General features: G+C 54.3%; 12 protein-coding genes. 3 read left to right on the forward strand and 9 right to left on the reverse strand.

Annotated elements, in window-relative coordinates:
• Nucleotides 1-17: 17 nt before the first annotated feature.
• Nucleotides 18-1010: an aromatic/alkene monooxygenase hydroxylase subunit beta gene (locus WCG50_RS03235; protein WP_336898131.1), complete on the reverse strand. Its 993-nt coding sequence runs from the start codon at nucleotides 1008-1010 to the stop codon at nucleotides 18-20.
• Nucleotides 1011-1044: 34 nt separating this feature from the next.
• Entirely contained in the window at nucleotides 1045-1323 is a 279-nt protein-coding gene (locus WCG50_RS03240; protein WP_336898132.1) for a phenol hydroxylase subunit, read from the reverse strand.
• A 323-nt stretch (nucleotides 1324-1646) separates the two neighbouring features.
• Between WCG50_RS03240 and WCG50_RS03245 the strand changes: the two genes are divergently transcribed.
• Entirely contained in the window at nucleotides 1647-3368 is a 1722-nt protein-coding gene (locus WCG50_RS03245; RefSeq protein WP_336898133.1) for a sigma-54-dependent Fis family transcriptional regulator, read from the forward strand.
• Nucleotides 3365-4075, forward strand: coding sequence for a GntR family transcriptional regulator (locus tag WCG50_RS03250; RefSeq protein WP_336898134.1), 711 nt, complete (start codon nucleotides 3365-3367; stop codon nucleotides 4073-4075). The genes WCG50_RS03245 and WCG50_RS03250 overlap by 4 nt, the downstream gene beginning before the upstream one ends.
• A gap of 130 nt (nucleotides 4076-4205) precedes the next feature.
• On the opposite strand, the gene WCG50_RS03255 is transcribed toward WCG50_RS03250, so the two are convergent.
• The 7 genes from WCG50_RS03255 to WCG50_RS03285 all read right to left on the reverse strand — a co-directional run bounded on the left by WCG50_RS03255 (nucleotide 4206) and on the right by WCG50_RS03285 (nucleotide 10361).
• Nucleotides 4206-5582 carry an outer membrane protein transport protein gene (locus WCG50_RS03255; RefSeq protein WP_336898135.1) on the reverse strand — a complete coding sequence of 459 codons (1377 nt, stop codon included), beginning with the start codon at nucleotides 5580-5582 and terminating at the stop codon, nucleotides 4206-4208.
• Between the two features lie 87 nt (nucleotides 5583-5669).
• Nucleotides 5670-6692: a 2Fe-2S iron-sulfur cluster-binding protein gene (locus WCG50_RS03260; protein ID WP_336898136.1), complete on the reverse strand. Its 1023-nt coding sequence runs from the start codon at nucleotides 6690-6692 to the stop codon at nucleotides 5670-5672.
• Between the two features lie 73 nt (nucleotides 6693-6765).
• Nucleotides 6766-7764, reverse strand: coding sequence for an aromatic/alkene monooxygenase hydroxylase subunit beta (locus WCG50_RS03265; RefSeq protein WP_336898137.1), 999 nt, complete (start codon nucleotides 7762-7764; stop codon nucleotides 6766-6768).
• A 57-nt stretch (nucleotides 7765-7821) separates the two neighbouring features.
• Nucleotides 7822-8139, reverse strand: a complete 318-nt coding sequence (locus WCG50_RS03270) for an MmoB/DmpM family protein (RefSeq protein ID WP_336898138.1) — start codon at nucleotides 8137-8139, stop codon at nucleotides 7822-7824.
• Between the two features lie 28 nt (nucleotides 8140-8167).
• A complete protein-coding gene (locus WCG50_RS03275) occupies nucleotides 8168-8503 on the reverse strand; it encodes a Rieske 2Fe-2S domain-containing protein (protein ID WP_336898139.1) in 336 nt (111 codons plus the stop codon).
• Nucleotides 8504-8518: 15 nt separating this feature from the next.
• Nucleotides 8519-8785, reverse strand: a complete 267-nt coding sequence (locus WCG50_RS03280) for a toluene-4-monooxygenase system B family protein (protein ID WP_336898140.1) — start codon at nucleotides 8783-8785, stop codon at nucleotides 8519-8521.
• Between the two features lie 70 nt (nucleotides 8786-8855).
• On the reverse strand, nucleotides 8856-10361 hold the full coding sequence (locus WCG50_RS03285) for an aromatic/alkene/methane monooxygenase hydroxylase/oxygenase subunit alpha (protein WP_336898141.1): 1506 nt from the start codon (nucleotides 10359-10361) through the stop codon (nucleotides 8856-8858).
• Nucleotides 10362-10790: 429 nt separating this feature from the next.
• Here WCG50_RS03285 and WCG50_RS03290 point away from each other — a divergent pair, with 429 nt between their 5' ends.
• Complete coding sequence (locus WCG50_RS03290) at nucleotides 10791-12500, forward strand: sigma-54-dependent Fis family transcriptional regulator (protein WP_336898142.1); 1710 nt, start codon at nucleotides 10791-10793, stop codon at nucleotides 12498-12500.
• The last annotated feature ends 150 nt before the right edge of the window (nucleotides 12501-12650 follow it).

The following is a 12650-nucleotide window of genomic DNA, read 5'->3' on the forward strand; positions in this document are numbered from 1 at the left end:
GAGTTACTCCGGTGCGATCAGGCGAGAAGGCCGGCCTTGGCCAGACGGGCGTCAAGACGAGCGGCAGAACGCGCCAAGGCAGCGTCACCATCGGCACCCAACGCCATGCTGGCCAACGGTTGAAGCGCCTTCATGGCACGACCACGCCAATGCGCAATCCATGTTTGCAACTGCACCTTGTTTGCGGGATTCTCAGCGGCGGCGACTTTCAGGCAGGCATCAATCCATTTGCTGCTGTCTTCAAACAACTCACTTTGAAAGCGGGTTAACAAGGAGACTGTCGGACCTGCTTTCGCATTGAGCGCTTGATCTACTTCTTTGTAAGCCAAGCCAAACAGCAAGCCATCAATGGCGACATGCTGGGCCACAAACATTTCAAACCAGTCCTTCATGACCAGTGTGTCTTCGACGTAGCGGCGCAGTTCTTGCCAATGCGGCTGGTCGGTCCAGGCTTTTTTGGCAGCCTGCACTTCACCCAGATCACCGAGCACCAGTCCCATGCGGGTCAGGTACTGTGCAACGCCGAGTTGGTCCATGCTTTGGTACAGGCAGGGCTGGGTAATGGCGGTGCCAAAACCGTAGGCGCACATATAGGCGCCGTTCATGTTGGCACCCCACGCCACATGACGCAGTGGCACATAGAAATCCAGTGCCGTGCGCCGGGCGACTTCGTCATAGCTTTCAGCCAGACCACGGGTTTCGACAAACTCAAAGTCAGCCTCCGCCGTCTCTTGCATTTTTGCGCGAGAGGCAGTGTAGGCACCGTAGTAAAACTGGCGTGGATCTTTCAGCGCGTACCAGTCTTTCATGGTGATGGCGGTCCGTGTGGCGTCGAAAATTTCGTGCTCCGGGTCCCAGGTCGGCCGATAGTGAAAGTTGGTTTCGGCCTGGATATCCATCGTGCCCTCAAGGTAGCGCGAGGCAGGTTTGTCGGCGCCGATGCGCGCGGCAATGTGGTCGAAGGTGTGCCGCAGTGGTTCGATGCTGACGGTGCGAAGATCGATATGCATTTCAGTAAGTCTCCTCTTGGTTTTTGGCCTGGGTTCAGGCCTTGTTGTCGTGACGGAAGTGCTGCTCGCGTGCAGCGCGCAGACTCCAGTCCCATTCCTGCTCTTCGGGGCTCTGTGAAGCTGCCAGGGGACCCTGCGTTGGGGTCACACCGTGCATGACACAGAAATCGTCAAACTGCGCCTGCGCCATTAACAATTCGACGAACAGCTCGGGTTCGCCCACCGCAAACTCAAACTCAACCAATCCGCTGGCGTGTTTTTCGATGACGCGCACAAACTTGAGGTTGGGGTTGAAGGTGGGTTTATTGCTCATGACATGACGTTGGTGTAACTTCTTGAACTTTGCAAGTTACCGGCCAGCCCGTGCCAAAATTTCATTAATCTCGAGATTCAAAGGGAAAACCCCTAGAGATTTGCCGTTATTTGTCATTTTTTCGAGCTGCAATCAAGGAATTTAGTTGTTTACCTGGTTTTTGCGCTGCATAAATCGATCCTGTATTCATTCCTTTGATGCATTTTGATCAACCAAATTTGATCAAATGATCAATTCACCCGCTGAGTCTTGTGTTTTTTCCTGATTTGAGTCTCAGTAACGTAATATCGAGAAAAACAGCCACTGGCCAAAAAGGACAAGACATGCCGCCCCACTTTAAACTCCCACCGGACGATGATTTGCGTCGCCTGTTGCGCTTTGAACCCGAGAGCGGCTCTATTTGGATGGGTGACAGGCGCATGGTTTTAATGCACACCCAAGCGCTGGCCGCACTGCGCCAGGATTTGATAAATTCGGTTGGACCGGAACATGCCCGGCGCATATTGACGCGCATGGGCTACGCCTCGGGTCTTCGCGATGCCGAATACGCCAAGAAAACGCGCCCGGGTGATGCGCTTCAAGACAGCTTTATGGTCGGGCCGCAGTTGCACATGCTGGAAGGAGCAGCACGGGTTACGCCTGTGAAACTCACGCTCGACGTTGCCGCTGGCCAGTTTTACGGCGAATTTCGATGGGACCACTCTTGGGAGGCTTACGCGCACCGGCAAAAATTTGGCGTAGTGGAAGACCCGGCCTGCTGGACGCTGCTGGGTTATGCCAGTGGATACACAAGCGCCTTTATGGGGCGATTGATCCTGTTCAAGGAAACTCTCTGCTCTGCCTGCGGCGCGGACCACTGCATGATCGTCGGGCGTCCGATTGAAGAATGGCCTGATGGTGAAGCGCACCGGGTCTATTTCACCGACGACTCTCTAATGGACAAGATGGAGGCATTGCACTCGCAAGTTGAAGCTCTGAAATCTACACTGGAACCGGTGAGCCACGGCGGCCGCCTTATCGGCAACTCTGTCGCTTTTCGCAAGGCCTATGCTTTGATGCAAAAGGCGGCACAAACCCAAGTGACGGTCTTGCTCACAGGAGAAACAGGCGTCGGCAAGGAACGTTTTGCCCGCGCGCTGCACGAATTATCAACCCGGGCTGAGGCTCCTTTTATTGCGGTCAACTGCGCAGCCCTGCCTTCTGAACTGGTTGAAGCCGAGCTGTTTGGCGTTGAAAAGGGGGCGTACACAGGCGCTCACGCGGCGCGAGCCGGACGCTTCGAGCGCGCCGACGGCGGCACCTTGCTCCTGGATGAAGTCGGCGAGTTACCGCTTGCGGCACAAGCCAAGCTGCTGCGGGTTTTGCAGGAGGGTGAGATTGAACGGGTCGGCGGAGTGGTCACGCGCAAGGTGAATGTGCGGCTGGTGGCCGCCACCAACGTGAATCTGGAACAAGCGGTGCTCGCTGGACGGTTCCGACGCGACTTGATGTACCGGCTTAACATTTACCCGGTAGACATTCCAGCTCTGCGAGACCGTATGGCCGACATCGAACTGTTGGCGCAAAATATGCTGGCGCGCTTTTGCGCGCTGCATAGTAAGCGCATCACCGGATTTGGCGAACGTGCTCTACAGGCACTTCAGCAGCACGATTGGCCTGGCAACGTGCGCGAACTTGAAAACATGGTCGAGCGTGGCGTGATCCTTGCGAGTCAGGGCGGCATGATTGAAGTAGAGCATCTTTTCCCTAATCAGCCCGAACCGACACTAACTGGTCTGGATGCGCGCGGTCAGCTGATCCGGATGCCGAACGCGAAGGAGGAAGATTTGAGTGTGCGTATTCTTGACAGCGGCTGTTCTCTGGAAGAGATGGAGGCGCAAGTGATTGACCAAGCGGTCGCCCGTGCGAACGGAAACCTGTCAGAGGCAGCACGGCTGCTGGGGCTGACCCGTCCTCAACTGGCCTATCGGCAAAAACACCGTCCAACGGGGAGTGTCGGCTCGGGATCACCCGGCAGAAAAAAAACATTGGAAGTCACCCCATGAGTACACAAAAACACCCTATCGATCCGTCCCTCAGTTCAGAGTCAACGGCACCCCGGACCCTGGCTGAACGAGCTTATTTGAGCCTGCGCCATGACGTGGTGTGCGGAAAATTAGCCCCCGGCGAGCGCCTGCGCGTGGAGCATTTGAAAGACCAATACGAGGTTGGCGCGGGCACCTTGCGCGAGGCGCTGTCGTTGCTGGTGTCTGATGCACTGGTTACCGCCGAGGGACAGCGTGGTTTTCGAGTCGCCCCGATCTCTCTGGGAGACCTTGAAGACGTCACCAACACCCGCGTGATGCTGGAGACCGAAGCGCTACGCCAATCCATCCGCCATGGCGATTCGCAATGGGAAGCCGCATTGGTTGCCAGCTACCAACAGCTGACGCAAACCGAGAGTGACCCGAACGGGACTGATCCAGGCCTGTGGGAATGCCGTAACAAGTCGTTTCACGCGGCACTGAACGCCGGGTTCGACTCTAATTGGAGCAAGTACTTTCTTGATATTTTGTACCGCCATGCCGAGCGATACCGCAACATCAATTGGCGGCTTACTGCGGCGCATGCCAGTGACCGCGACGTGCACCGCGAACACGAGGACATCTTTCGCGCCGCTCTTGCCCGACAAGACTCCCGTGCCGCATTGGCACTGGAATCCCATATTCGACTGACGCACGACATCGTAAAACAGTTTACCCAACTTGTTTAAAACACGGGGTGTAGTTCAATCGAGTCAAAGCAACGACTTCAGAAACAGCCCAAAGATGCCAAGGAAAACCACATCCAAGCGTCAGACGATTTGTTGTCCCGGTGCTCGCTGAAAGGGTTTCAAATACCTGTTAGAACCTATGCGTGTAACCGATGGTCGCATTGTTTTGCGAATGCATTGTTTGTATCGGATCTGCAGTATTTGGCGAGCTTGAATTACTCATCGTCTCTTCAAAGGCATGGGAATAAGCAAAGTCAACACCATCAGCCTTCGAGAACGCATAAGAGAAGCCGGCCGAAATATGCTTTTTTGGCGTTGCAGGAATCACGGCAAACAGCGTTTCCGAACGAAGTGCCTGCGTCGCCAACCGCGCCCCACCGCGCAGCGTCCAATTGCCCGTCTGGTAGGCAACACCAAAAGCCAGGATGGTCTGATCCTTGTAGTTTTGCGGCAATTGGATGTCTAGCGTTTGGCCACCATCAGTTACAAAACCTACATTGATATCTTTCATCGCGTGCTCCCAGAATACTTGGGACACGTCGACCGCCAACATCCACTGATCGTTTACGCGGTGGCTCAAGCCGAGGTCCAGCTTGGCGGGCATCTGAAAATTACGCAGTTTGATATTGCCTTGCAAGGGGATTTGACCCGCAATGCCATCAATGGCGGTGAGTGTGGCCCGCCCTTCCATATCTTTCATGTGACTTTCCATGGCGTAGTCGAGTCCCAACAAGGTCTCATTCGACACTTTGTAAGTCATGCCAAGTCGCCCACCAAACCCCCAGGATTCAACACCACTGGCCAGGGGCTCATTTTTGGTCAGGCTGAAATGAGCACCGCGCAAATCCGGCAAACCACCCAACACCGGCAACAGGCTTCCTTGCACGCGTCCTGCCCCGATCAACGAGCCAACCTGGCCAGCATCAAGCAACAAATTGAGGTTTAATCCTTGCCACATGGCGTCAATGCTCCCGCCAACTGCGAGTTTCTCATTGACTTGGTAACTTGCTACGAAAGGAATATTCAACACCAACAGGCGGCTTGAGTTATCAAGCCCAGTGTTCAATCCGCCTGCAGCACGCGAAAGGAAGCTGCTATCGCCATATTCAGTCCCCAAGCCGCCTTGGGCAAATGCGCCAACACCCAGTGTCAGTTCGCCGCTGCGGTTCGTAAAAGCAATCTCCGGCGCTAAATAAGGGCCTCTGTTACTGCCGTGCGTATTAGACGAAACACTTTCACCCGTGGTCTGGTTCGTTACTTTGATGTCGGTGGTAATCATGTCCAAGCCAAGATAGAACTCTGAACCCGGGGCCAACATCGATAAGGTTGCCGGGTTGGCCATCATGCCTGCAGCGCCTACATTGACTGCCGTGGCGGTTCCGCCCATGGCACGCGAAATGGGTCCGTAACCTTCAAGGCGGAAGACTTCCGTGGCTTGGGCCATTTGTGATGTGGCAGCCAGACATGCCGCGGCGATGACGCCAAGCGTCGTGATTTTTGATTTCATTTATGTGTCTCCTCGTTTGATTAGAATTAATTAGTATTGCCAATGAATGAGCACCGAACCGTGGGCTGAGGCCCACGACATTCGGCGTCAATAGAATCGATCAAAGTGAATTTGTTCGAAGGGAACCCGGTAACCCACCATCAACATTTCCTGCAACGTCTGAGTCATCGGCGGTGGACCGGCGAAGTAAAACTCATAGCTGGGCAAGCTATCCCCGAGAACCCGCTTCACCAGTTCATGAACAAACCCGGTTTCACCGCTCCAAGATTTGCCCGCCTCATCACCGGGCAGCGAAACTACGGGATGAAAATGGATGCGATCTCCAAAGCCGGTTAGTTCGCGCAGAAAGGTTTCACCACAGATGTCTCGCGGGGTTCTTCCCCCATAAAAAAAGTGCAGTTGGCGAGTCTTCAGCATGCCCGATTGCGCTGCACCACGAGCAATGGAAACCATAGGAGCAAGGCCGGAGCCACCCGCTACGCAAACGATGTCACGCGCCACCTCAGTTCGCAGATACGCGATGCCGTAAGGTCCATCAATTTCGATTTCTTCACCGACCTGAAGACGGCCAAATAGCTGGGCCGTCGCCACGCCATTAGCAACATGTCGAATCTGAAAATGCCATTCACCTTGTTCATTACCCAGATTGGACATTGAGTAGGCACGGGGCGTGTCGACACCAGGAATCGCAAACATCGCGTATTGACCCGCCAGAAAATCAGCACCTCCTTCGCTGACAAACCGAAACTCGCTGATATCGTGCGTGATGGCGTGCACCCCGGCGAATCTGGCACGCATGCGCCGGGGTTTAAAACATGGCACGCATTCTGATGTAGTGCGAACCTTGATGCGCAGGTCGGTCGCTGCGACGCATTGGCAAGCGAGGTGCTTTCCTTTTCGTCGATCACGCTCGGTCAGACCTGGCGATTGCGGCCACAGGTCTTCTACCTCGCCTTCCAGCAATTCGAACTTGCAGCTTCCACAACCGCCCGAATTGCACTCATAAGGGAAACCGATTCCGGCGCGCAAAGCTGCGCGCAAGACGGTGTCTTTCCCCAGTTGGTCAAATTTGCTTTGCTCGGGGTCGATCGTTATTCTGGTTTGTGTCATGGCAATTTCACGCAGGGGGTTTCAGGCTTAACAGCAGGCGCTCAACAAGCGCTTGCTGTAGGACCGGGTTGATTTACAGCCCGAGTGACTGGCGGAAGTCGCGGGTCGCCTGCTTTGCCGATGCTGCTGCATTGGGCACATCGGACAGGACGCCGCAATAGGCATCAATGGCCTTGTCGGCGATGGGCTCCCACTTGGCAATCCAGCCCTTGATAACTTCGGCGTTACCCGGCTTTTCAAGCGCCATTTTCACCAGAGCCGTAGCCCAGCGGCGATGTCGTGCCGCATCAATCAGTTGCGCGTCGTTGAGCAAGCCCAGCAACATGTCTCCGTTATGACGCGCTGATTCACCCAGCTTTCTCAAAACCGCCTCATCGATGGCCGGCTTGGCAATCAGGTTCAGGGCCACAAAGGCCTCGGCCCAATCCCAGGTCACCAGAACCTTTTCCATCAACTCACGAAATCCCTGCCAGGCCGGATCAGTTTCCCAGTATCCGCGCTCATCCGTCACCAAACCCTTTTCTGCAAAAGACAAGGAGAGTTCCTTGGTGCGGTAGGCGGTATGACTAAGCCACCGGAAGGAATCGGCCATCTGAAAGTAATGGCAGTTGGTGATGGTGCTGGCTGGTGCCACTTGTCCCACGTAGGCCGAGGCCATCTGCAAGGTGTGAAAGAGATAACGAGTCGGCGTGTAGAGCCGCGCCAGCGTGCCAACCCAACGGGGGTCAAGGGACTTGTCGTGTTCACGCGTGTTGAACTGGTCAAACAGTCCCAAGACATAATTTTCCTGACCGTCCTGCATCATGTTGTAGCTACGGTAAACCACTTCTTCCGGATCACGAAAGGCGTTCCAGTCGTCATGTTGGAGGGGACTGCCAAAAGTGTTTTTCTTGTACCACTTGTTCATGGCCAATTCGGGATCCAGTTCATACGGCGCGTTGGCAACCCGGTTGTTGTAATGCAGGTTGGCGCTAACAATTTCGTATTCGCTGGGTTTGCGGCGACGAGTGGCCAGGTGACTCCAGGTCTTGAGCGGCTTTAATACTTGAGCTTCTGCTTGAACTTCTGACATGATCTGTTTCCTATGCGTTGGTTAGTTTCCGGACAAGGGCCGGCACGGGTGTTTATTTCAAAGATGGGTGACGAAGTAGAAACGGACCTGATCTGGCAAGGTCTCAATCCTTCCAGCAAAGGAACTGAGGTCAACCTCCAGATCATTCATCTTGAACGGACGTCCGAGCGCGGTTTCAATCGTTTCGCGTCGCAGGATCATTTCGTCATCGGTATCGATGCGCAGGTAGGCGCGTTTGTCATCGATCCGTATCACCCGACCCGGGTTGTCTTCACGCGCAGCCTCAGCCACGGCCATGGCCAGCTCACCCGCACGCATCACTGGACCCACCCGGTTATTGCCGTGTTTGTTTACAACTACATTGGTATTGCTCATTTTTGTCTCCTTGTTTTTTCTACTGAATTTACGTGTGCGCAAAAAGAGGTATGACTCCGCCGGTTTTAATCAGCACATCTTCGCCCTCGATCCGCACCGGGTACTCTGCCAATGCACAGTCAGATGGATTGATGCCTTTACCGGAGCAGGCATCGAACTGCCAAAGATGCGCACGGCAGATCACTGTTTTTCCATCAAACTTCCCTTCCGACAAGGGTATGTCCTGGTGCGGACACATGCCCTGGAAGGCCTTGATCACGCCACCCTCAGCGCAGACCAGCAAGATGTCCAAGCCATCCACTTCGAATGACTCCATTTCGCCTTCCCACAGGTCATCGAGGGTGCAGACTTTTTTAAATGTCATGTTTGCGTCTCCTGATTAGTGGCTGGGTGCTTCCCAGATCACCTCAATCGTTTCTGTTGGTTTGAAGCCCGCGTCCGCCACTTTCATGGTGCGTGGCAAGAACTCTTCAGTGCCCTGGCGACGAATTCGCAGGATCTGCCCAGGACGGGCTCGTACGCGTCGTCCTACCGAGTGGTGGGCAGCGGCTGCAGCCACCTCGTCCATGGTGTTTTCGGTATCGACCGGCAGCAGTTGCAGCACGAAGTCGCCTTCAAAATTTGAACTCAATGGGAATAAAGCCATATTTCTCTCCTATATCCGGTAATATATTTAGTCAGCGGTCATGACCGCTGACACTGTCTGTTAGCGCTCTTCAGCTAGCCTTTTTTTCAGCCCGCATCGCCTTGTAAATCTCGGCCCATGCATAGTTATGTGCATCGTCACCGATCTCGCCTGGCGCCAGGCTCATGTAGTTCAATGCCCCGCCCAGATCCATCGGTTGGATCATGCCGGCGAGAAAACGATCCACTAGGCTCAGATGTCCGGCATAGCGTTCTGGCTCCTGCTCGAAGCACCAGCGATCTTGTTCAGACCCAAAGTGATACAGGCGACCCTTGTACTCAAGCGGGAAATCCTTGACATTCCATTTCTTGCCCGGCGTGTAATTGATCGGCAGGTTGCACATGTTGCACACCATGGGCAGTGTTTCGGGGTAGGTCATGGCCATGTTGCCTTCGACCACGTTGTCGATAATCACGTCCCAGCACTCGCCCCAGGTGTCGTTCCAGCCTGGATACTTTTCTTCCAGCCACTCGCGTTCGGCTGGCGTCACACCCGCTGCCGGATTCCAGAACATGGTCGGCCGCCAGAAGTAGGAGCCGAGATGCATGCCATGGTGTTGTTCGCTGAGTTGTTCAAGAAAGTGGTCCCAATACCATGGCAGCTCAAGACCGAGGTCAGTCAGGGCGCGCTCAAACTGGGCAACGATCCACTCCTCCATGAACTCCTTGAACGACTGCTTGCGGTGTTCCAGGGGCGTGTAGTAATCCATTACCGGGCCGGTCAAAACAGAGAATAATTTCCAGGCACGCCAGAATGCGATGTCCACCTTCTTCTGAGCTTCCGCCTTTTTCCCGTTTTCAATCAACACTTGCAACGCTGGGCCGCCAATCTGGGCGTGGCGCGATTCGTCGGTCTGGATGCTTGAGATCAGGCTGGCAAAGGTGTGGTCTCCGGCTTCAGCCGCATCCGCCGCCAATCCCAGAAACTGCATATTGGTAAAGCCGGTTTCAAAGCTGAAGGTCAGCATGATGGAGACGCTGATGGCATCTCGCGTCATCATGATGTCGTCAAAGAAGTGACGCGCTGCAATCATGGCCCACTGATTCGTGTCAATGGCCTTGTGCGCCCAATCCATTTGACGATCTTTCGACACATGTTCGTGCGGGAAATAGAGCTGGATCTGGCCATGGCGCATCTCATCCAGACAGCCGAGCGTCGCCATGTTGCGCATGCCTGGCGCCTTGGAGAAACGCATCATGCGCGCTTCGGCACTGGCCGCTGCGTATTCAAGACGCGCCAGCGCCCCATAATGCGACTTGATGACCGACTTCCATCCCGGGTCCGAGTTTTCAAAAATTTGGGACCGCTCAAGCGCCGCCTTGACCGAATAGGCCCCGGCATCTTTTTCACGCTGGACCTTCACATATTCGGGATAGGTTTGCTTGTAAGGCTCGTCATATTTTTCCCATGCTTCCTGCGGCAATCCGTAGTCACCGGCCATGTCGATCGGAAAGAGCTCCAGTTCTGTCACATATTTTGGCGACCAGTTGGTTGCCCTGGCTATGTCATACCAGTCCATTCGATTCAGTAAAGCCATTACAAATCTCCTCTTTTTTAGATGTGGCGAAAGTGCCTTGCTGCATGCGACAAAAGAATTTTTCTAGCCACTACTTTGGCGCGGATACCGGTGATGTAGCACCCCCGGCTTTCCTTGAGTACGAAATGGCAGGTCATTCATGAGTGACTTTGCAAGGTCCTTGCCAACTTTGCTTAGTGTTGAAATAATCTCGAGATTTATAGGGATTACCCCTAACCATCTTTAGTTTTTTCCTGCAACCTAATAGGGTTTCCCCCTAGTCAATACACCGTTAAGTCGTAGGTATATTTACCATTCAGTAAAGGCAAAGGCACTTAATTTGATTGAATGATCAAATGCAGATGGGATTCAGAAAATTACCACCTTAAACTTTTTCATGGATTAATATCGAGAAAACTGTTTTAAATGGTCCCAGAAAATGATCGATCTATGAGCCTCAAATTTCCACCAAGCGATGATTTACGTCGCCTGCTGCGCTTCGAGCCGGACAACGGCGCCATCTGGTTGGGCGACCGGCGCATGGTGCTGATGCACACCAAGGCCTTGACTGCACTGCGGCAGGATCTGATCACGTCTGTCGGGACCGAACATGCGCGGCGTATTCTTACGCGCATGGGTTACTCCGCGGGAATGTGTGATGCGGAGTACGCAAGAAGGACGCGGCCCGACATGACATTGAATGAATGCTTCCTGGTCGGCCCCCAACTATTCATGCTCGAAGGAGCAGCCCATGTCACGCCGATCAAGCTCGTATTCGACATCCAGGCCGGCCAGTTTTATGGCGAGTTCAGTTGGGACCATTCCTGGGAAGCCTATTCGCATCAGCAGAAATATGGCTTGAATACAGATCCTGCATGCTGGACGCTCCTGGGTTATGCCAGCGGCTATACCAGTGCGTTCATGGGACGACTGATCCTTTTCAAAGAAACTATGTGTGCCGCCTGTGGTGCCGAGCATTGCCAGATCGTCGGGCGCCCCATCGAGGAATGGCCCGACGGCGATGCCCATCGCGTCTACTTCAACGACGACTCTCTGATGGAAAAGATGGAAGCACTGCAATCGCAAGTCGATGCATTGAAGTCGACGCTGGAACCCGCTAATCAGTGCAGCCAGTTGATTGGCAACTCCACGGCATTTCGAAAAGCCTACACATTAATGCAAAAGGTGGCGCAGACCCAGGCTACGGTGCTGTTGACCGGTGATACTGGCGTAGGCAAAGAACGTTTTGCGCGAGCACTTCACGAGCTATCAAGTCGTTCCGACAGGCCTTTTGTGGCGGTGAATTGCGCAGCTTTGCCCTCCGAATTGGTCGAGGCCGAATTGTTTGGCGTTGAAAAAGGGGCTTATACCGGTGCACATACTTTGCGTATCGGCCGTTTTGAGCGCGCCGATGGTGGCACCTTGCTCCTTGATGAAATTGGCGATTTACCCCTGGCAGCCCAAGCCAAACTGCTGCGCGTCTTGCAGGAAGGAGAGATTGAGCGGGTAGGTGGCGAGACCACGCGCAAGGTCAACGTGCGCTTGGTGGCGGCCACAAATGTCGATCTGCATCAGGCCGTACTTGCTGGGCGTTTCCGGGCTGACTTGCTATACCGACTTAATGTTTACCCGATTTGCATTCCTCCTTTGCGTGAGCGTAAATCCGACATTGAACCACTAGCCCAAGGCATGCTCGCCCGTTTTTGTGCGTTGCACAACAAGCGCGTGCTGGGTTTTGAAGAACGTGCACTGAAAGCGCTGCTGCAGCACGACTGGCCAGGCAACATCCGCGAGTTGGAAAACCTGGTCGAACGTGGCGTAATCTTGGCCCCCCAGTCAGGCAAAGTTGAATTGGAACACCTGTTTCCGAGACAGCCGGACTCCGTTCAAACCGGCCTAGACGCGCATGGCCATCTCGCTAAATTACCAAGTACCCACGATGACGATTTGTGTGCACGTATTTTGGATAGCGGCAGTTCGCTTGAGGAGATCGACTCGCTCGTGCTGGACCACGCAGTGTCTCGTGCTGGTGGCAATCTGTCTGAAGCAGCACGCTTGCTGGGCATGACCCGTCCGCAATTGGCATACCGGCTAAAGCATCGCAATGTTCATGGAGTCTCTGCGCCCGCAACAGACCTGCCGCCGTCAATACCGATTTGACCCATGTTGCCAAATTCCGTGTGACCCACTCCATAGGTCTTTATAACCACTCGACGCAGCGATTTCCAACACCCAATTGAGTCTGCTTTGGGGCACCCAGGTTGAAAGCCGAAATCGCTGTGGATGGTGGGCAAACTGCCGATCAGGCTG

Source organism: Rhodoferax sp. (genome assembly GCF_037143375.1).
Taxonomy (GTDB): domain Bacteria; phylum Pseudomonadota; class Gammaproteobacteria; order Burkholderiales; family Burkholderiaceae_C; genus Rhodoferax.